The organism is Gordonia humi (assembly GCF_014197435.1).
Taxonomy (GTDB): Bacteria; Actinomycetota; Actinomycetes; order Mycobacteriales; family Mycobacteriaceae; genus Gordonia; species Gordonia humi.
Map to the genome: position 1 here is coordinate 875,765 of NZ_JACIFP010000001.1, position 19,166 is coordinate 894,930.

A 19,166-nucleotide genomic window follows, 5' to 3' on the forward strand; every position below is an offset into this window, starting at 1 on the left:
AACGACGAAGGGCAACTCCCACCTATGTCTAGTGTCACCATCACCTCGCTCACGAAGCGCTTCGGCGGCTCGAAGAGTGCGCCGGTGATAGACGATCTGAAACTGGAGATCGCCGAAGGCGAGTTCCTCGTTCTGCTCGGCGCGAGCGGATGCGGTAAGACGACCACGCTGCGCTGCCTCGCCGGATTGGAGTCGCCGTCGGCGGGCACGATCACCTTCGGTGATCAAGTGATGTTCGACGGCGACCGCAAGGTCGAGGTCGCCGCCGAGAAGCGCAGTGTCGGCATGGTGTTCCAGTCGTATGCGTTGTGGCCGCATCTGAAAGTGCGAGAGAACATCGCTTACCCGCTCAAAGCCCGCAAGATCAAACGTGGACTCGACGAGGGCTGGGTCCAAGGGGTCGCCGAGATGGTCGACTGCAGCCACCTGCTCGATCGATACCCCAGCCAGCTGAGCGGCGGTCAGCAGCAACGCGTGGCGCTGGCACGCGGCATCGTCGCGCGGCCCGAACTCGTCCTCTTCGACGAGCCGCTCAGCAATCTCGACGCCAAGCTGCGCCTGCAGGTCCGTGCCGATCTCCACGCCCTGCACGGCCGGATCGGTTTCACTGCTGTGTTCGTCACGCACGACCAGGACGAGGCACTCGCTCTCGCCGATCGCATCGCGATCATGCGCAACGGTCGCATCGAGCAGTGCGCGACCCCGTCGGAGATCTTCGAGCGACCCGGAACGGACTATGTCGCCGAGTTCATGGGCATGTCGAACCGAATCGAACTCAAGCGCAGCGGTGCAGGGTGGGCCGATCGAGCCGGATCGGCCGCGCGGATCCCGATCGTGGGACATAACGGGGACCTCATCGTGCGGGCTCGACCCGACCAAGTGTTTCTGCTCGGTGTCGGTGAGTCAGCGGCACTGAGCGTCTTCGCTACGGTGACGGGCACGGTGTACGGCGGCCGGCACGTGGACGTCACGCTCGACGCGGACGGAGCTCGACTGCAGGCACGCGTCGAGGCGCACGGTCTGAACGTCGCAGCGGGCGACCGCGTAGAGGTCGGTGTCGACGTCGACGCGGCGCGCTACTTCGACGCGCAGTCCGAACAGGCCGTCGCATCGGTCGGCGCCCGCGAGGTCGTCGCATGACGGCGGCAACGCTCGAGCGACCGCCTCTGAGCGGGGACAAGGGCTCCGCGCCACGTGCGCAATCGATGCTGTGGACCGACGCCCGTCGTCGGTTCGGCGTCTGGGTTCTGCTTCTGATCGTGGCGTTCCTGGTCGGCATGCCCCTGATCAAGTTGCAGGGGCTTGCTTTCGAGGACGGCGCCGCCGGTTACGATCGTGCTTTCCACACACCGGAACTCGGCACGCTCATCCTGCGCACGGTCTACCTGGCCGTCGGATCGATGATCGTCGCGCTCGTCCTCGGCACCCTCCTGGCGTATGCCGCCAGTCGCCTACCTCGCCGCGCGGGCGTCCTGCGCGCGGTTCCGATCATTCCGATCGTCCTGCCTGCCATCGCGATGGTCGTGGGCTGGGCGTTCCTGCTGTCGCCCGGCCCGGGCTACCTCAATGCGGCACTGCGCACGTTGCCGTGGTGGGATCATCTCGAAGAGGGCCCGGTCGATGTCTACTCGCTGCCGTGGATCATCATCGTCACGGGATTCGGCCTCACGTCGTTCGTCTATCTGTTCGTCAGTGCGGGCATGGCGAGCATCAGCGCCGACCACCTCGAGGCCGCGCACGTCGCCGGATCGTCCGGGATCGGCGTCTTCTTCAAGGTGATCCTCCCACTGCTCCGTCCGTCGCTGATCTACGGTGCGGGTGTCGGTCTGTTGCTCGGCCTCGGTCAGTTCACCGCGCCCCTCCTGCTCGGTACGAACCAGGGCATCCGCGTGCTCACCACACAGATGTACTTCTCGACGTCGCAGGTTCCGGTCGACTATGCCGCAGCGTCGGCTCTCGGCTCTCCGCTCCTGCTGTTCGGCGTCCTCGTCGTCATCGCTCAGAAGCTGGGCATCGGCGACCAGACCCGTTTCGTGACGCATGGAGGCAAGGGCGTTGTGCGTAAGCAGCGCTCCTCCCCGTGGGCGGCGACCTTCATCGCGATATACGGCATCGTCGCCGTCGTTCTACCGATGGTCGGCCTGTTGATCGTGGCGTTGTCACCGTACTGGAACTCGACATTCGCGCCGAGCACGTTCACCCTGGACAACTTCAAGACGGCGCTGGAGTCCTCCGACATCGTCGAAGCCATCGTGACGAGCCTGCTCGCGTCCATCGCCGCAGTCGTCATCGTCCTGCCGATCGGTTACGCGATCTCCGCGATCATGCTGCACCGCAGGGGGATGCGTGTGGCGCGTTCCCTTCTGGACTTCCTCGTCGCCCTTCCACTCGGTGTTCCCGCTGTGATCTTCGGAGCCGGTTTCCTGCTGACGTACTCCGAGAAGCCGTTCATCCTCTACGGCACGCCGTGGGTGATCATCCTCGTGTACGCCACGTTGATGCTGCCGTTCGCGACCCGGATGATGACCAACGGCATGCTCGCTCTGGGCACCAGCTATCAGGAGGCGTCGTGGGTGAACGGAGGCGGCCGTCTGCGCACTCACCTGGTGATCATGCTGCCGTTGTTGCGCAGTAGCATCGGCGGCGCCGTCGCACTGATCTTCGTCCTCCTGACCCATGAGTTCTCCGCTTCGATGCTGGTGCGATCACCCACCACCCAGGTGATGGGCACTGTGGTCTACGACTTCTGGAGCAACGGCGCCTATCCGACAGTGGCCGCAGTCTCCATTGTCATGACGCTCGTCACTGCGGCCGGCGTGCTCGTCGCCATGGGCATCGGTGGGCGAGACGTCCTGAGCAGGCTCTGATCCCTCCACCCCCTGGGCGTGGCGAGCGTTCGGCGCGCCACCACCGTATGAGGAGTTCGACCATGGAATTCTCGTCCGAAGCAGTGGCCCGGGATCTTACCGGCCAGTGGTGCGTGGTGACCGGCGGCAGCGACGGCATCGGTTACGCGATAGCCGAGCGGTTCGTCGCCGCCGGGGCCCATGTGCTCATCGCCGCACGCGGCGCGGAGAAGCTCGACGCCGCACGGATTCGGTTGGATGCCCGCAGCGACGGATCTCAGAAGGTCCTCGCACACCGCACCGATGCGGGGGATCGGGAATCGATCGCGGGGCTGTTCGCGCGGATCGACGAGCTCGATGCTCTCAACGTGTTCGTGGCGAACGCCGGCAGCGGATCGATCGAGCCCTTCCTCGAACTCGATGTCGTCGTCTGGGACCGCACCATCGGACTGAACCTGACGGGTACGTTCACCTGTGTGCAGAGTGCAGCGCGGCGAATGGTCGCCGCCGGGGAGGGGAACCGTTCGATCATCGCGATCTCCTCGATCCGCGGTCTGGGCGCTCGACCCGGCACCGCTCACTATGCCGCGAGCAAGGCGGGCCTGAACCAGATGATGCGTGTCGCCGCCTACGAACTGGCCGAACACCGCGTGCGCGCGAATGTCCTGTCACCGGGCATCACGCAGACCTCCCTCTCGGACGGGAATCCCGAGGTGCGTACCCGGATGGTTGAGCACGTGCCCATGTCGAGGGCAGGGAGTACCGAAGACATGGCGGCCGGCGCGCACTACTTAGCTTCCCCGTCTTCGGGTTTCGTCACTGGGACGAATGTCGTCATCGACGGCGGCGAATCGCTCTGGTGAGTGACCGAGCACGACTGAACCACTCGAGTGAACTCGGAGGAGGAGACATGCCGCACCTTGAGGACCATCGCGTGATCGTCGACCTGGTCTGGCGTCACCGCCGTGCCGCCGATCGAGCCGACGAGGTCTATCGCCGTCTCGAGTGGCCGCGGCGAAAGGCTCTGCGACATGCAGTCTCCGACCGAGACGGTGGGAGTTCCGGTCCACGCGAGCAAGGGCGTCCCTCCCCTTACTTGAACTAGCCTCGGGCTTTCATCGTGGAATTCGCCTGGCCTGCTGGTTTCATGAAGAAGGGCGCTCTGACCTGCAATAATTGTTGCTACCACACGACAATCACCCGCAGGACAAGGAGCACCCTTCTGGTGAAGAACTCTATCGTGTTCTACCCACAGATTCAGGCCACCGCCGACGGTGGCGGGATCATCACCCACGGCGGCACCGTCCTGGTCACCCGCACCGCCGAAGTCTCCGGCCTCACCGCAGCACTACGGACTGCACTCGCCCCGTGGCGCAAACCCCTCGCGACCCACGATCCAGCGAAGATCCTTCTCGATTTGACCGCCAGCCTGATCGTCGGCGGTGACTGCCTGGCAGATATCAGTGTGGTCCGCGGTCGCACTGACGTGTTCGGTCCGGTGGCCTCCGACCCGACCATCTCACGCCTGATCGCCACCCTGACCGCCGAACCCGAGCAGGCTGTGAACGCGATTCGGTCCGCTCGCGCCACCGCCCGAGAACAGGTGTGGTCCCTCGCCGGCGATCACGCTCCCGACCGTGCTCGGTCGGCGAAGAATCCGTTGATCGTCGACATCGATGCGACATTGGTGACGGCCCATTCGGAGAAGGAGCAGGCCAAGCCGACCTATAAGCGGGGCTTCGGGTTTCATCCGTTGATGGCGTTCATCGACCACGGACCCGGCGGCACTGGTGAGGCCGCCGCGGCGGTCCTGCGGCCCGGCAACGCCGGCGCCAACACGGCCGCCGATCACATCGAGCTGACGAAGAAGGTCCTCGACCAGATTCCCGGGATCGGGTCTCGGCCGGGCCGTTCGATCTTGATCCGCACCGACTCGGCCGGCGGCACCCACGACTCGTCGACTTCCTGACCCGTCGCCGCCTGTCATACTCGGTCGGCTTCGGGCTGAACGAAGCCATCGGCCACCTCATCGACACCCTGCCGAAGAAGGCGTGGACCCCGCCTACGATCGGGACGGTGAACCCCGCACGAATGCTGACGTCGCCGAACTGACCGGCGTCCTAGACCTGACCGGGTGGCCGGCCGGGATGCGCGTGATCGTCCGTCGTGAGAAGCCACACCCCGGCGCTCAACTGCGGATCACCGACCGTAATGGATGGTGCCTGATCGCGTTCGCTACCAACACCGTCGGCGGCCAACTCGCCGATCTGGAACTCCGCCACCGACGGCGAGCCCGCTGCGAAGACCGTATCCGGATCGCGAAAGATACTGGCCTAACCAACTTTCCACTCAAAGGCTTCGCTCAGAATCAGATCTGGCTCGCCCTGGTGGAGCTGGCCTGTGATCTACTTGCATGGACTCAGATGCTGGCACTGGCCAGCACTGCAGCCCGCCTCTGGGAACCCAAGAAGCTGCGCACGCGACTGTTCGCCACGGCGGCCCGCCTGACTCGTCATGCCCGTCGGCTCCGGCTTCGGTACGACCATCACCATCCGTGGAGTGCACTGCTCGCCGCCAGCCTCGATCGCCTGACCGCCTACCCGGCACCCGACTGACCCGGCAGCCGAGCCCTGACCTCACGACATGAAAGAACCCGATCTTCCGGTGTGTGGAACCCGGACGCACCGACGCTCGGCAGCCTTGTCGTACCCGACAGGCATAATCAACCCTGCAGCCATCAATCCGAAACCGCACTGGCCAGGACATCACCCCAATGAAAGATCGAGGCTAGAGAGGAACGCCCTTGGCTCGCGTGCGACGGCTCGAGCTGTCAGGACGGCGTGGCACCGTCCGACTTCGTCCCTGCGGCCGCGGCCGCAGCGGCGGCCTCGCGTTGGAGTTTGCGGCTTCGCTTGGTCTGTCCGACGACGCGACTCGCGAGGGCCACCGCGATGAGCAGGGCCGCGCCCTGGAACAGCGGCTGGATCCAGAAGGTGCCCGGACCGAAGGTCAACTGCAGGCCCTTGACGCCGAAGGCGAGTGCGAAGTACGCGATGAGTGTGCCCCAGACGTTCGGTCGGCGTGAGAACTGCGACGCGCCGAAGAACACCGCGGCCAGAGCCGGGAACAGGAGGCCAGGGCCGACACTCGAGTTGTACGTGCCGACCTTCATCGAGAACACGATGCCGGCGAAGCCGCCGATCATGCCCGAGATCATCAGCGAGCCGTAGGTGATCCGCTCGACGTTCAGACCGGCCAGACGGGCGGCCTCCGGGTTGCTGCCGGCTGCGAACAGACGACGACCCACCGGGGTGTGCTCGAGGACGAACCAGATCACTAGTCCGAGAACCAGCAGGTAGATGACGACGTTCGGGATGCCGAGCACCTCGCCGTTGCCGAGTTTGAGCCATGACTGGTCGAAGGCGCCGGTCATCTGACGGTTGTCGGAGATCAATAGTTGGATCGCGAGCAGGACCTGACTGACACCGAGTGTCGCGATCAGCGAGTCGACCTTGAATCGGACGATGATCACTGCGGAACAGAAGCCGATCGCGGCGCAGACCACCAGGACGATGAGGGCAACGAGCCACAGCGACAGATCGGTGTTGATGCCGAACCAGTTCATCAGGACCAAGCCGGTGCCCATCGTCGCGCCGACCGACAGATCGAAGACGCCCGCAGCGAGCGGAACCAGGAACGCGAGCGCCACGATGGCCGTGACCACCCCTTCGCTGAACGTCAGACGCCATGTGGTCGACGACAAGAAGGTGTCGGGGCGCAGGATGCCGAACAGGACGGTGAAGCCGACCCACAGGATGATCGCGCTGAATCTGCCGAGAGTCACGCTCAGCGGCGTCGACGAGCCTCCGGAGAGGGCCTTGATGCCGGTCTTCGGCGCGGACTCGGAGCTCTCTGGGGGAGAGGTCTTGATGTTCATACGGATGCTCCTGCGACTTGCGCATGATCGATGGTGGCGGCGTCGAGGTCGACGCCGCGCTGGAGTTCGGCAACGACGTAGCCGCGTGACATGACCAGGACGCGGTCACACAGGCGCGCGAGCTCGTCGCTGTCCGTCGAGGTGATGAGGACGGCCATCGACTCGTCGGTGTGCCCGGAGATGATGCGGTGCACCTGCTCGCGAGCGCCGATGTCGATGCCGGCGGTCGGGTCGTCGAGCACCAGGAACGTGGGCTTCAGCCGCAGCGCGCGGGCTACGAGCACCTTCTGCTGGTTGCCGCCGGACAGTGTCGTCATCCCGGCCTTCGGGCCGCTGGCGACAATGCCCAGGTCGTCGATCCAGCCGGCGACCTCCTTACGTTCCTTGGCGTGCAGCAGACGACCGAGAACGGTCAGTGGCCGAAGATCACTGACGGTGGTGTTCGAGGCGATGTTCATACTGGCGAACACCCCGTAGCGGGCACGTTCGCCGCAGATCCACGCCATCCCTGCCCGGAGCGCTTTGATCGGATCGGCCGTGGGGACGGAGGTTCCGTTGACGACGATCTCGCCGGTCACGCTCTCCTCGCGGCCGATGGTCAGGGCGGCGACCTCTTCGCGGCCCGAACCGGTGAGGCCGGCGACACCGACGATCTCGCCGGGGCGGATCTGCGCGTTGAAGTCCAGGAGCGCGGTTCCCCGCAGTCCGGTTATCGTCACAGATGCGGGATTGTCGGTGCGGGTGGCGCGCGGCCGGTCGACGTTGCGGACGAGTTCTTTACCGATGATGAGGTTCGTCAGTGAGTCGTGGTCGACCTCCGCGGTCGCTACGGTGGCGACCTTGACGCCGTCGCGTAGCACCGTGACGGAGTCGGAGACACCGAGGATCTCGTCGAGGTGGTGCGAGACCAGGATGACGGAGTTGCCCGCCGCGGTGAGTCCGCGGATAGTGTCGAACAGGGCTTCGACATCGCGGGCGGGGAGGGCGGCCGTAGGTTCGTCGAGGACGATCAGGGCGGGATCGTCGTTGTCGGGCAGTGCGCGGGCGATCGCGATGCGGGTGCGTTCGGCGATGCCGAACTCACCGACCTTGCGATTCACATCGATGGCCGGTCCGGTGCGCACGAGGCAGTCGTGTGCCACCTGGCGGGCGGCGCGCCAATTGATCTTCACGCCGCCGAGCGTCGGGTACGTGCGGCCGAGCATGATGTTCTCCGCGATGCTGAGGTCGTTGACCAGTCCCAGGTCCTGATGGACGAAGCGGACGTTGAGGCGGTCGGCTGCTGCGGCCGAGCCGAGTTCGAGCACGTTGTCCAGCACCGAGGCGCTTGCCCCGGGGTCTGGTGCGTGGTACCCGGCGAGGACCTTGATGAGCGTCGACTTGCCTGATCCGTTCTGTCCGACGAGGGCGTGGACCTCACCCGCCTTGACGGTGAGGTCCACGCCGTCGAGAACCACGTGACCGGAGAACGTCTTGGAGAGTCCTCTGATCTCAAGTGCGTTCATGATCAGTTGACGCCCCAGAGCTTCTTGAACTGCTCCTTGAAGTCCTTGGGGCCGGGCCAGCCGTCCGTCAAGTCGGCGATGCTCTGAGCCTCCTCCTTCGAGTCGACGATGAAGAAGGCGGGGACCGCGGACGCGCGCTCGTTCTCGACGCTCCACTCGCCGTTGGCGACGCGGGCCATCTGGTCCGTGAGCGTCCACATGTTGTTCTCCTGCGGAGCCGCGATCCACGCGGAGGTCTCACCGTTGACGACCGACTGGATCTGCGGCTGCTGTGCCTGGACGCCGACGATCTTCACGTGCTCGAGGCCCGCGCTGTTGAGCGCCGACCGCAGACCCGGTTCGAAGTCACCGAAAGCCAAGTACAGGTAGTTCACATCCGGGTTGGACTGCAGGTACGAGATGATCGTGTTGGTGGCACCGCCACTGCTCAGGACGTCGACCGAGATGTCGATCGGGGCGCTGGTGCAGGTGTCGCAGAGTTCGTCGAGCGTCTTCTTCACATCCGGCACGGCGTTCGACAGAGTGGGGAACTCGGGAACGTTGACGACGCCGATGTTCGCGGACGCGCCGCTGTCCTCGATGACCCAGGAGGTGAGTGCGCGCGAGTACGTGTCGATCGCGGTGAGGTCGGCGCAGTCGGCGAATAGGTTGTTGGCTTCGCCTTCCGGGACATCACTGGCGTAGCAGCTGAAGTACGGGATCCCTGCGGCCTTGGCCGAGTCGAACGCGTTCTGGAACGTCGCGACGTCGCTGCCGGTCCCCGCGATGTAGTCGACCTTCAGGTCGACGGCCTGCTGGACTGCCGAACCGAAGTCGGTCGCCGGTGCGTTGATTCCGGTGTACTCCCAGCCGAGAGCCTCGACCGACTCCTTGACGAAGTCGCCGAGGATGGAGCAGGTCGGGTCGGCGCAGACGATGAACGCGACCTTCTTCTTCTCCGGCGTCTTGGTGAGGGGGGTGGTCTGGACGATCTCGGTGGGCTCTGTCGTGTACTGCGCGACGATGTCCTTGACCTCTTGTGAGACCTCGCCGCCGCCGGTGCTGGTCGTCCCGCTGTCGCCGGAACTGCACGAGGTCAGTGCGATGACTGCGGCGAACGTGCCGGCGGCGAGCATGCCGAGCCGCCGGTGCCGATTGAGTAGCATGTTTCCTCCATCTGGGGAGAGAGTCGGTCATCTCATGACCAGGTGTCATGTGATGACCGACACTCGATGTTGTGCGAAACAGTTCACCGCATCGGAGGTGTGCAAGTCAAGAGAACATCATGAGCAATTATCAAAAACATGATGATGAACCGAAGGTGGCGCAAGGATCGATGCAGTATACGGGGCGGCTGTGAGCCGAACAGATGAACTTCGACGAACTCAGAGACGCCAATCGATGCGCTGTGATCCGCCGTTCGGGTCCAATGTCAGGTAGGCGTCGCCGACGTCGACGATGTGCTGGGTCATGAGTTTGCGCGCTTTTGCGGGACGTCCGTCGAGAATCGCCTGGGCGATGTCGGCGTGCGAGTGCGAGAGCATCTCACGTTCGGCGACGGGGTCCAAGGACTGGAGGACCTGCTCGACCATGATGTGGTCGACGGCCTGCGTCACCAGGGTGAGGGTGCGGTTGCCCGACAGGGTGGCGATGACCGAGTGGAAGTCGTTGAAGTCGTCGAATAGTTCTACCTCGACATGTGACTCGGTGTCGTAGTGCAGGAACGGCGTGATCATCTCGCGCTTGTGTCGGCTCGTCGGCAGGCGGGCCGCGCGTTCGGCGAGCATCGGCTCCAGGGCCGCCCAGGTGTCGAGGAGTTCAGCGTAGGTGGCGCCGCTGAGGTGGAAGTACAGCGACGTCGTCCGGGCGAGGTATCCGGCGTTCAGTGGTGCGACGAACGGTCCGCCGCCTGGCCCGCGCTTGATGTCGACGATGCCCTGCATCTCCAGGAGTCGGAGTGCCTCGCGCAGTGATTCGCGGCTGACCTCGTACTGGTCGAGCATCTCCTGTTCGGTCGGCAGTTTGTCGCCGACGATCAGTCGTCGGCCGAGGATGTCATCGACGATGCGGGACGCGGTGAGCTCGGCGGCCTTCGGTGGTCGCCGGCGCGGATTCTGCTGGTCGGCGGCCGCGAACCCGCGTGGCGCATACACGACCGGCAGGCCGTGGCCCGCGTCGTCGTTGCTGGCTGGTGCGTGCGAGCTCATGAGAGTCCTTCGATTCGGTGCGCGAGGGCGCGGGCAACGCGGGTGCGTCGGAGTTTCTACCTTCGCACCCCGGTTGTCGCGGAATCAACGGGTTCGCGGTATTCGGGTCGTTCGGTGTGTGGACTGAAGGGGTTCGCGACCGAGTGTGAAGTTCCTCGGGCATCTCTCCTGTGCGATCTCCTTGACATATTTCATCATGAGAAATAATCTTCTCCGCGTGACCCAGAACACGTATGCCAACAACACCGCCGAGTCGGTGATGAGCGGCGTCGGCGACGAATCCCGTCGTCCGCGGCCGCGCACCGGGCCGCTGGCAGGTGTCAAGATCGCCGACTTCTGCTGGATGGGCGTCGGAGCTGTGGCGACTCGCCTACTCGCGGATTTCGGTGCGGACGTCATCAAGATCGAGAACCGCAAGCGGCTCGACATGCCGCGCCGACTCCCCATCTACAAGGGCGACGTCCGTTCGTACGGCAACGAGGATCCGAATCCCGATCCGAACAAGGGCGGGCTTTTCAACAACTACTCGCGCAACAAGCTCGGCATCACCGTCGACATGGCGGACCCGCGTGGCCGTGAGCTCGTCGTCGAGCTCATCGAGCACTGCGGGATCGTCACCGAGAACTTCGCGCCAGGCGTGATGGAGAAGTGGAATCTCACTTATCCGGATTTGCGGGAGATCCGCGACGATGTGATCTTCGCGCGGATGAGCGGCTTCGGTCACTCCGGTCCGCAGGCCCACTACCGGAGTTACGGCCCCGTGGTGCAAGCGGTCAGCGGGCTCTCGTTCAACAGCGGTCTGCCCGGGCGCGAGCCGTCGGGCTGGGGTCTGTCGTACATGGACAACCAGGCCGCGTACTACAACTCCGCCGGCCTGCTCCTGGCGATCTACCAGCGGATGCTCACCGGGCAGGGCACCGAGGTGGACGTCTCGGCTGTCGAGGCCGGCATCGGTCTGCTCGGCTCGGATCTGCTCGACACCCTGGTCAACGACCGTCCGGGTCGGCGCGCCGACTACCCCCGCGGCAATCGTCTGGAGTACCCGGATGCTGCGCCTCACGGGGTCTACCCGGCGGCGGGCGACGATCAATGGGTCGCGATCGCCGTGTTCTCCGACGACGAGTGGCAGGCACTGCGCACCGCGATGGACGACCCCGCGTGGACCGCCGAGGAGCGATTCGCCACGATCCCGGCGCGTATCGCGAACCAGGACGACCTGGACAAGCGCATCGGGGAATGGAGCCGCGGTCGAGACAAACACGATGTCATGACCCTCCTGCAGAACGCAGGCGTCACCGCGGCCGCGGTCCAGAACGCCATGGACCTGGTCGAGCACGATCCGCAGATCGCGGAACGCGGCACGTTCTTCGAACTCGATCACCCGGTGATCGGACCGGCTCTGTTCGAGGGCTTCCCCGGACGGTTCGGCACCTCGCGGCCGGACAACTGGCGCTCGGCGCCGCTGCTGGGCGAAGACAATGCGTACGTCTTCGGGGAACTGCTCGGTCGAGACGCCGACACGCTCGCGCAGCTGTCGGCAGAAGGAGTCATCTGATGTCGAAAGCGCGAGTCCAAGCTGGTGGCAGTCCTGTCGCCTCGATCACCGTCGTCGAACTCGCACAGAGTCCCGCCGGCGAGCAGACGGGCAAGTTCATCGGTGACCTCGGCGCAGACGTGATCAAGGTGGAGCCCCCGGAGGGCGTCGCCAGTCGTCACGTCGGACCGTACGTGAAGGGCCACGAGGGCGACCCCGACCACAGTCTCGAGTTCTGGGCGTACAACTCGAGCAAGACGAGCCATGTCGTCGACGCCGCAACCGAATGCGGTCGACGAGAGTTCGCTGAGCTCCTGGCCCGCGCCGAAGTACTCATCGTCGAGGACGTGCGGTGGCTGGCCCGGCTCGGATACGAGCTGGACGCCTTGCAACAGGAGCGACCCGACCTGATCATCCTGTCAGTGACTCCCTTCGGCCTGACAGGGCCGTGGAAGGACTACCGGACGAGCGACCTCATCGCGCTCGCCGCGGGCGGAATGCTCAACAGCTGCGGCTACGACGATCACTCGATTCCGCCGATCCGCCCAGGCGGAAACCAGGGCTTCCAGCTCGGCGCGAGCTTCGCCTGGTGTGCGCTGCTCCTGGCGTTGATCGAGCGGAAGAACACCGGTCGTGGCCAGCTCGTCGACGTCTCTCTGCACGAATCCAACGCGGTCAGCGGTGAACTGGCCAACCCGTACTACTTCTATCCGAAGGCCGTTGTGCAGAGGCAGACCAACCGCCACGCACAGCCCGAGCCGACGCAGCCGGCGACTTTCGAATGCGGCGACGGCAATTACGTCTACTTCGCGTTGATCCTGGCCGAGTCGAAGGCGTGGTCGACCCTGCTCACCTGGATGGACGATCTCGGGATGGCTGCGGATCTGCTCGACCCGGCCTACCAGGACATCGCCTACCGTCAGCGCCAGTTCGGTCACGTCCAGGAACTGCTCGAAGTCTTCTTCCTGATCCAAGACGCCGAGACGGTCTACCACGAGGGACAGCGTCGCGGTCTGCCGATCGGTCGGTTGAACGCTTTCGAGGATCTGCCGAACGACGAGCATCTGCAGGCCCGCGGCTTCTTCGTCGACATGCCGACGATCGACGGCGACTCCACCAAGTACCCCGGCCTGCCTTACCGATTCACCGCATTCGAGCCGGTTCCGGGACGGCCGCCGCGACTAGACGAGCGAGAGGCCGAGAATGCCTGATCAGACGTGGACCCCTGGAGCCTGTTCGATCGTCGGTATCGGTGAGACCGACTTCTCCAAGGCGTCGGGACGGACACCGCTGACGCTCGCCGCGCAGGCCGCACGCGCCGCGCTCGCGGACGCCGGCATCGCCCCGCGTGCAGTGGACGGCGTCGTTCGCTGCGATATGGATCTGGTCTCCGCCCCGGCGCTGGCCGACTCGCTCGGCGCGGACGATCTCACATACTGGGGTGAGGCCGGTCCCGGCGGCTCGGGTCCGGCGGCGATGGTCGGCCAGGCCGTCGCGGCGATCAACTCGGGGCTGGCAACGACCGTCGTCGTCTTCCGTTCGCTCAACGGTCGGTCGGGCAACCGCTACGGCCTGGTGGGCGAGCACGGCGCCGTCGGCGGCGACAACAACTACGAGGAGTTCTTCCTGCCGTTCGGCATGCAGACCCCCGGCCAGTTCTTCGCCGTCGTCGCCCGTCGATATGCGCACGAACACGGTCTGTCGATCGACGAGCTGAGCCACGGTCTCGGCTCCATCGCTATGGCGGGTCGGGCGCATGCCAACAACAACCCGGCCGCGCAGTTCCACCAGCGGACGATGAGTCGCGAAGACTACCTCGCGTCACGGATGCTGTCTTCGCCGTTGCGACTGTTCGATTACTGCCTGGAGACCGACGGCGCCGCCGCGGTCGTCGTGACCAGCACGCAGCGGGCACGCGACCTCGCGGGCGTCCACGTCCCGGTTCTGTCGGTCGCGCAGGGAACCGGTCGCGGCGTTCAACCCGGTCAGATGTTCCCCGCCCTGCTGCGGAAGTCGATCACCACGTGGCCGTCCGCGGCCACCGCCCCGACCGTGTTCGGGCGGGCCGGCGTCACCGCGGGCGATGTGGACGTCGCGCAGATCTACGACTGCTTCACGATCACCGCACTGATCCAGTTGGAGGACTACGGGTTCATGGCACCCGGCCGGGCGGCGTATGTGACGCCCGAGGACCTGTCGGTCGGAGGGCGACTCCCATTCAACACGAGCGGCGGCCATCTGTCGGAGGGCTACATCCACGGTATGAACCACGTGGTGGAAGGCGTCCGACAGGTCCGTGGCACCTCGACGAACCAGGTCGACGGCGCCGAGATCAGTTTTGTCAGCTCGGCGCCGCCACCTGGGGCGAGCGCCATGATCCTGGGAGTAGACCGATGACCGACGCGCAGCCCTCACCGGTACTGCCGGTGGTCGACGACGTCGACACGGGCGAGTTCTTCGCGGCCGCGGCGCGGGGCGAGATCGCCGTCCGCGTCTGCAGTGCGTGCCGTGCGGACGTGCACCTTCCCCGAGAGAACTGCCCGCAGTGCGGTGCGTTCTCCCGCGAGTGGCGGGTAGTGCCGCCGCTGGGCGCGCTCTACAGCTGGACCGTCGTCGAGCACCAGGTGCATCCCGCGACACCCGTGCCATACACCGTGGTGCTCGTCGAAGTCGACGGCACCGACGGTGTCCGCCTCGTCGGTCGTATCGACGGCCGCGCCGAACTAGAGATCGGTCAGCGTATGGAGGCCTGGTTCGAGCAGGTCGACGACGTCACGCTTCCTCAGTGGCGGCCGATCAGGACAGACGAGGAGAGCACCGCATGATTCCCGCAACGAGATGGGTTGATCCGACACTCGTCGTCGATCCTTCGGATTCCGCACCGCAGCTGGCCGGCGCCCGATGCGTGGAATGCGCCACCACGACGTTCCCGTTTCAGGACGGATGCCCGAGGTGCGGCGGCTCGACGATGGAACGCGTCGCGCTGCCGACCGAGGGCACTCTCTGGTCGTACACCGTCCAGTACTTTCCGCCGAAGCCACCGTTCCGGACCGTCGAGCCGTTCGAGCCCTATGGCCTGGGGTACATCGACCTCGGCGACGTATGCGTCGAGTCCCGGCTCACCGTCAACGATCCCGCTGCGCTGACCCTCGGCATGCCGATGAGGCTGGTGACCATCACGGCATTCCTCGACGGGGGAGTGCCGGTCCAGACCTTCGCCTTCGCACCCCAGGAGAACCTCGTATGAGCAGCGACGTCGCCATCGTCGGCATCGGCATTCACAAGTTCGGTCGCACCGAGGGAGTCAGCGGACGGGCTCAGGGCGCCTACGCCGCCCGCCGGGCACTCGCCGACGCCGGTGTGCAGTGGTCGGACATCCAATTCGCGTACGGCGGCAGTTACGCCGCGGGCGACGCCGACTCCCTCGTCTCCGACCTCGGCCTGACCGGTGCGCCGTTCATCAACGTCCATAACGGTTGCGGCACAGGCGGATCGGCTCTGATCTCGGCGCGTAGTGCCCTCCTGTCCGGGCAGTACGACTTGGGCATGGTCGTCGGATTCGACAAGCATCCGAAGGGCGCCTTCGCGACGAAGCCGTCGAGTCTGGGCATCGGGGAGTGGTATGGCGAGACCGGCATGATGGTGACCACTCAGTTCTTCGCGCAGAAGATCGTCCGCTACATGGACCAGTACGACATCAGCGAACAGTCGCTCGCCGCAGTCGCTGAGAAATCGTTCTCGCTCGGTGCGCAGAACCCGAACGCCTGGCGCCGCAAGCCGCTGTCGCGGCAGGAGATCCTCGACGCGCCGATGGTGAATCATCCGCTCACCCAGTACATGTTCTGCTCGCCGGGCGAAGGCGGCATCGCATTGGTGCTGGCTCGCGGCGAGGTGGCGCACAAATACACTGCGAACCCGATCTACCTGCGGGCAGCCGAGTTCCGTTCGCGGCGGTTCGGCTCCTTCGAGGTGTTCTCGCCGTGGACGACTCCGGAGACGCTCTCCGGACCGACACGTGACGCTTCGGCGGCCGCATTCGCATCCGCCGGGATCGGGCCGGAGGACGTCGACGTCGCGCAGATTCAGGACACCGAGTCGGGTGCTGAGATCATGCACATGGCCGAGACCGGGCTGTGCGCCGACGGCGATCAGGAGAAGCTCGTCCTCGACGGTGAGACCCGCCCGGACGGCCGACTGCCGATCAACACCGACGGTGGTGTGATCGCCAATGGCGAACCGATCGGCGCGACGGGGCTCCGTCAGGTTTACGAGATCGCCCTTCAGCTCCGCGGCGACGCCGGCGCGCGCCAGGTCCCGGGGAGGCCGAAGACCGGCTTCACACATGTATACGGCGCACCGGGCATCAGTGCGTGCACGGTGCTGAGCCGCTGACAGAGCTTCGACCGCTCTGCTGACAAAAGGCATCTGACCAGCTCTACAGCCAGGAGGCATCAAATGACGTGGGGATTCGAAACCGATCCGGAGTACCAGAAGGATCTGGAATGGGCGAACGAGCTCGTGCGCAACGAGATCGAGCCGGTCGACCAGATCGTCGAACACGCATGGGACGTCAACGATCCCATTCGCAACGCGCTCATCCGCCCACTGCAGGAGAAGGTGCGCGAGCGTGAGCTGTGGGCCTGCCACCTCGGACCGGAGTTGGGCGGCCCGGGCTACGGCCAGCTCAAGCTCGCGCTGCTGAACGAAGTCCTCGGCCACACTCATTCCGGCCCGGTGGTCTTCGGTAACCAGGCACCGGACTCGGGCAATGCCGAGATCCTCGCGCACTACGGCACCGACGAACTCAAGGAGCGCTACCTCAAGCCCCTCATCGAGAACGAGATCGCGTCCTGCTACTCGATGACCGAACCGCAGGGCGGATCGGATCCGACCGCGTTCGTCACGCGCGCGGTCGAAGACGGTGACAGCTGGGTGATCTCCGGACAGAAATGGTTCTCCTCGCACGCCCGCTTCTCCGCATTCTTCATCGTCATGGCCGTCACTGACCCCGATGCCGAGCGTCATCGCCGGGCATCGATGTTCGTGGTTCCGGCCGACACCCCGGGCATCGAGATCGTCCGCAACGTCGCTGTCTACGGCCACGAAGAGGCCGAGGGCACGCACGCGTACATCAAGTACAACGACGTTCGGATCCCGAAGGATCACATCCTCGGCAACCGCGGCGAGGGGTTCGCCGTCGCGCAGACCCGCCTCGGCGGCGGTCGTATCCATCACGCGATGCGTACCGTCGGCCTGGTCCGTGAGTCGATCGACATGATGCTCGAGCGTGCGGTGTCCCGTACCAGCGGAAGCGGCACGCTCGCCGACCGCCAGTTGGTGAAGACAATGATCGCGGACTCCTGGATCGAGTACCAGCAGTTCCGTCTTCTGGTGCTTCAGACCGCCTGGAAGATCGACAAGTACCAGGACTACCGCAGGGTGATCGCCGACATCTCCGCAGTGAAGGCCGCGATGCCCAAGGTCCTCGCCGGCGTGACCGGCCGCGCGATCCAGTTGCACGGCTCGCTGGGCATCTCCACTGAGCTGCCGCTGGGCACCTGGTCGGCCGAGGTCCACCACATGGCCCTCGCCGACGGCGCCACCGAACTGCATCAGCTGCAGGTCGCCAAGCAACTCCTCAAGGATGCGACCCCGGCTCCGGGGCTGTTCCCGACCCGCCACAAGATCGCGTTGAAGGAGGCCGCCGAGGCCAAGTTCGCCGATCGCCTCGCATCCGTCGACGACATGGTCGGTGCGGAATGACGGACGAGCAGACGGTGGAGACCGCGCCGGTCCGCGAGGGCGAAGAACTCGACTGGGCCGCGCTCGACGCGTTCCTGCGGGCGAACATCGACGGGCTCGACGGTGAGTTCTCGGTGCTCCAGTTCCCCCGGGGCTCGGCGAATCTGACCTACCAGGTGACGATCGGCGGCACTCGCCTCGTGGTCCGCCGTCCTCCGATGGGCACGGTGGCACCGGGCGCGCACGACATGGTGCGCGAGTACAAGGTGCTCTCCCGACTCGGCAGGGTGTACGACCGTGCGCCCAAGGGACTCGCGCTCTGCGAGGACGTCGACGTGATCGGAGCACCGTTCCTCGTGTCGGAGTACCGGACCGGAGTGGTGATCTGGAACGAGATCCCCGAGACCATGAGGGGGCACACCGACGCCGGCCGCGCGGTCGGGTTCGCCACCGTCGAGGCGCTCGCGGATCTGCACCGAGTAGACGCCGTCGAGGCCGGCCTCGGCGATCTCGGTCGACCCGAGGGCTACCTTGAGCGTCAGGTCGGTGGTTGGCTCAAGCGCTGGTCAGCGGTAGCCGAGGACGGCAAAGAGCTCGTCGCGCAGACCGGTGAGCGTCTGCGCGCGCTGATGCCGGACAACGCGAGCGGCGCCGTCATCCACAACGACTTCAAGATCGACAACTGCCAGTTCGCACCCGAGGACCCGACTCGAGTCACCTCGGTGTTCGACTGGGACATGGCGACGCTGGGCGATCCACTCGCCGATCTCGGCACGCTGCTCAACTACTGGCCCGACGACGGTGACGAGAGCGCCATCGCGATCCCCGGACTGGACAGGCTGGGACTGCCGAGCAAGGACGAGATCGTGGAGCAGTATGCGCGCCGTCGTGGACTGGACCTGACCCGCGAGGACCTGCTCTGGTACGAGGCACTCGGATGCTGGAAGACCGGCGTCATCATGCAGCAGCTGTACATGCGCTGGGTGCGCGGCGAATCGACCGACCCCCGGATGGGCGAGCGCGGCGGTCCCGTGGTCCCGCTCGCCGAGCGGGCAATGCAACTGCTGGACGGAGTCCGGCCATCGGAAAGGAACAAGAGATGAAGGCAGGAAAGCGTCTCAAGAGCGCAGTCTGCACCACCAACGTCGTCGTCGTTCGCGCCGCGGACGTGACCCTCTCGTGCGGCGGCAGTCCGGTCGTCGAGGAGTTCGACGGCGCCGTCGCCGGCGACCTCCCCGAGGGCTTCGACGGAGGCACGCAGCTGGGCAAGCGCTACGTCCACGAGGCATCGGGGCTCGAGGTCCTGTGCGTCGCAGCCGGACAGGGAGCGCTGTCGGTGGACGGCGAGCTGTTGGAGATCAAGGCGGCCAAGTCGCTGCCGGCGTCGGACTGATCTGAATGAACTCTATGGAGGTG

At 65.5% G+C, this 19,166-nt stretch carries 16 protein-coding genes and 1 pseudogene; 13 read left to right on the plus strand and 4 right to left on the minus strand.

Features of this window, described 5'->3' with window-relative positions:
* Positions 1-24: 24 nt before the first annotated feature.
* The 4 genes and pseudogenes from BKA16_RS03935 (at position 25) to BKA16_RS03950 (ending at position 5,461) form a co-directional block, all read left to right on the plus strand.
* A complete protein-coding gene (locus BKA16_RS03935) occupies positions 25-1,140 on the plus strand; it encodes an ABC transporter ATP-binding protein (protein WP_183369446.1) in 1,116 nt (371 codons plus the stop codon).
* Complete coding sequence (locus tag BKA16_RS03940) at positions 1,137-2,867, plus strand: ABC transporter permease (protein ID WP_183369447.1); 1,731 nt, start codon at positions 1,137-1,139, stop codon at positions 2,865-2,867. Before BKA16_RS03935 ends, BKA16_RS03940 begins: the two co-directional genes overlap by 4 nt.
* A gap of 62 nt (positions 2,868-2,929) precedes the next feature.
* Complete coding sequence (locus BKA16_RS03945) at positions 2,930-3,709, plus strand: SDR family NAD(P)-dependent oxidoreductase (RefSeq protein ID WP_183369448.1); 780 nt, start codon at positions 2,930-2,932, stop codon at positions 3,707-3,709.
* A 362-nt stretch (positions 3,710-4,071) separates the two neighbouring features.
* Positions 4,072-5,461 (plus strand): annotated as a pseudogene (locus tag BKA16_RS03950) (IS1380 family transposase).
* A 215-nt stretch (positions 5,462-5,676) separates the two neighbouring features.
* On the opposite strand, the gene BKA16_RS03955 reads toward BKA16_RS03950, so the two are convergent.
* The 4 genes from BKA16_RS03955 to BKA16_RS03970 form a co-directional block, all read right to left on the minus strand.
* Positions 5,677-6,783, minus strand: a complete 1,107-nt coding sequence (locus BKA16_RS03955; RefSeq protein ID WP_183369449.1) for an ABC transporter permease — start codon at positions 6,781-6,783, stop codon at positions 5,677-5,679.
* Positions 6,780-8,288 carry a sugar ABC transporter ATP-binding protein gene (locus tag BKA16_RS03960; protein WP_183369450.1) on the minus strand — a complete coding sequence of 503 codons (1,509 nt, stop codon included), beginning with the start codon at positions 8,286-8,288 and terminating at the stop codon, positions 6,780-6,782. Before BKA16_RS03960 ends, BKA16_RS03955 begins: the two co-directional genes overlap by 4 nt.
* Positions 8,289-8,290: 2 nt before the next feature.
* Positions 8,291-9,433 carry a sugar ABC transporter substrate-binding protein gene (locus tag BKA16_RS03965; RefSeq protein WP_183369451.1) on the minus strand — a complete coding sequence of 381 codons (1,143 nt, stop codon included), beginning with the start codon at positions 9,431-9,433 and terminating at the stop codon, positions 8,291-8,293.
* Positions 9,434-9,652: 219 nt separating this feature from the next.
* Positions 9,653-10,474, minus strand: a complete 822-nt coding sequence (locus BKA16_RS03970; protein WP_183369452.1) for a FadR/GntR family transcriptional regulator — start codon at positions 10,472-10,474, stop codon at positions 9,653-9,655.
* Positions 10,475-10,691: 217 nt separating this feature from the next.
* On the opposite strand from BKA16_RS03970, the gene BKA16_RS03975 reads away from it, so the two are divergent.
* From BKA16_RS03975 to BKA16_RS04015, 9 genes are all read left to right on the plus strand, one after another.
* Positions 10,692-12,029, plus strand: coding sequence for a CaiB/BaiF CoA transferase family protein (locus BKA16_RS03975; RefSeq protein ID WP_343067272.1), 1,338 nt, complete (start codon positions 10,692-10,694; stop codon positions 12,027-12,029).
* On the plus strand, positions 12,029-13,219 hold the full coding sequence (locus tag BKA16_RS03980; RefSeq protein ID WP_183369453.1) for a CaiB/BaiF CoA transferase family protein: 1,191 nt from the start codon (positions 12,029-12,031) through the stop codon (positions 13,217-13,219). Before BKA16_RS03975 ends, BKA16_RS03980 begins: the two co-directional genes overlap by 1 nt.
* A complete protein-coding gene (locus BKA16_RS03985) occupies positions 13,212-14,405 on the plus strand; it encodes a thiolase C-terminal domain-containing protein (protein ID WP_183369454.1) in 1,194 nt (397 codons plus the stop codon). The genes BKA16_RS03980 and BKA16_RS03985 overlap by 8 nt, the downstream gene beginning before the upstream one ends.
* Positions 14,402-14,833 carry a Zn-ribbon domain-containing OB-fold protein gene (locus BKA16_RS03990; protein WP_183369455.1) on the plus strand — a complete coding sequence of 144 codons (432 nt, stop codon included), beginning with the start codon at positions 14,402-14,404 and terminating at the stop codon, positions 14,831-14,833. Before BKA16_RS03985 ends, BKA16_RS03990 begins: the two co-directional genes overlap by 4 nt.
* Positions 14,830-15,255: a Zn-ribbon domain-containing OB-fold protein gene (locus BKA16_RS03995; RefSeq protein WP_183369456.1), complete on the plus strand. Its 426-nt coding sequence runs from the start codon at positions 14,830-14,832 to the stop codon at positions 15,253-15,255. Before BKA16_RS03990 ends, BKA16_RS03995 begins: the two co-directional genes overlap by 4 nt.
* Positions 15,252-16,400 carry a thiolase family protein gene (locus BKA16_RS04000; RefSeq protein ID WP_183369457.1) on the plus strand — a complete coding sequence of 383 codons (1,149 nt, stop codon included), beginning with the start codon at positions 15,252-15,254 and terminating at the stop codon, positions 16,398-16,400. The genes BKA16_RS03995 and BKA16_RS04000 overlap by 4 nt, the downstream gene beginning before the upstream one ends.
* Positions 16,401-16,463: 63 nt before the next feature.
* Positions 16,464-17,771 (plus strand): acyl-CoA dehydrogenase family protein, encoded by a 1,308-nt coding sequence (locus BKA16_RS04005; RefSeq protein ID WP_183369458.1) that lies wholly within the window; start codon positions 16,464-16,466, stop codon positions 17,769-17,771.
* Entirely contained in the window at positions 17,768-18,853 is a 1,086-nt protein-coding gene (locus tag BKA16_RS04010; RefSeq protein WP_183369459.1) for a phosphotransferase family protein, read from the plus strand. The genes BKA16_RS04005 and BKA16_RS04010 overlap by 4 nt, the downstream gene beginning before the upstream one ends.
* The gene (locus BKA16_RS04015) at positions 18,850-19,143 is read left to right on the plus strand and encodes a hypothetical protein (RefSeq protein WP_183369460.1); all 294 of its coding nucleotides are present in this window, start codon (positions 18,850-18,852) and stop codon (positions 19,141-19,143) included. The genes BKA16_RS04010 and BKA16_RS04015 overlap by 4 nt, the downstream gene beginning before the upstream one ends.
* Positions 19,144-19,166: the final 23 nt, after the last annotated feature.

Bases quoted from the DNA above. Each gene is read 5' to 3' on its own strand.
- BKA16_RS03965 (WP_183369451.1), bottom strand. From the start codon at position 9,433: ATGCTACTCAATCGGCACCGGCGGCTCGGCATGCTCGCCGCCGGCACG.
- BKA16_RS04015 (WP_183369460.1), top strand. From the start codon at position 18,850: ATGAAGGCAGGAAAGCGTCTCAAGAGCGCAGTCTGCACCACCAACGTC.
- BKA16_RS03955 (WP_183369449.1), bottom strand. From the start codon at position 6,783: ATGAACATCAAGACCTCTCCCCCAGAGAGCTCCGAGTCCGCGCCGAAG.
- BKA16_RS04005 (WP_183369458.1), top strand. From the start codon at position 16,464: ATGACGTGGGGATTCGAAACCGATCCGGAGTACCAGAAGGATCTGGAA.
- BKA16_RS03945 (WP_183369448.1), top strand. From the start codon at position 2,930: ATGGAATTCTCGTCCGAAGCAGTGGCCCGGGATCTTACCGGCCAGTGG.
- BKA16_RS03980 (WP_183369453.1), top strand. From the start codon at position 12,029: ATGTCGAAAGCGCGAGTCCAAGCTGGTGGCAGTCCTGTCGCCTCGATC.
- BKA16_RS03990 (WP_183369455.1), top strand. From the start codon at position 14,402: ATGACCGACGCGCAGCCCTCACCGGTACTGCCGGTGGTCGACGACGTC.
- BKA16_RS03960 (WP_183369450.1), bottom strand. From the start codon at position 8,288: ATGAACGCACTTGAGATCAGAGGACTCTCCAAGACGTTCTCCGGTCAC.
- BKA16_RS03935 (WP_183369446.1), top strand. From the start codon at position 25: ATGTCTAGTGTCACCATCACCTCGCTCACGAAGCGCTTCGGCGGCTCG.
- BKA16_RS04010 (WP_183369459.1), top strand. From the start codon at position 17,768: ATGACGGACGAGCAGACGGTGGAGACCGCGCCGGTCCGCGAGGGCGAA.
- BKA16_RS03985 (WP_183369454.1), top strand. From the start codon at position 13,212: ATGCCTGATCAGACGTGGACCCCTGGAGCCTGTTCGATCGTCGGTATC.
- BKA16_RS03995 (WP_183369456.1), top strand. From the start codon at position 14,830: ATGATTCCCGCAACGAGATGGGTTGATCCGACACTCGTCGTCGATCCT.
- BKA16_RS04000 (WP_183369457.1), top strand. From the start codon at position 15,252: ATGAGCAGCGACGTCGCCATCGTCGGCATCGGCATTCACAAGTTCGGT.
- BKA16_RS03940 (WP_183369447.1), top strand. From the start codon at position 1,137: ATGACGGCGGCAACGCTCGAGCGACCGCCTCTGAGCGGGGACAAGGGC.
- BKA16_RS03970 (WP_183369452.1), bottom strand. From the start codon at position 10,474: ATGAGCTCGCACGCACCAGCCAGCAACGACGACGCGGGCCACGGCCTG.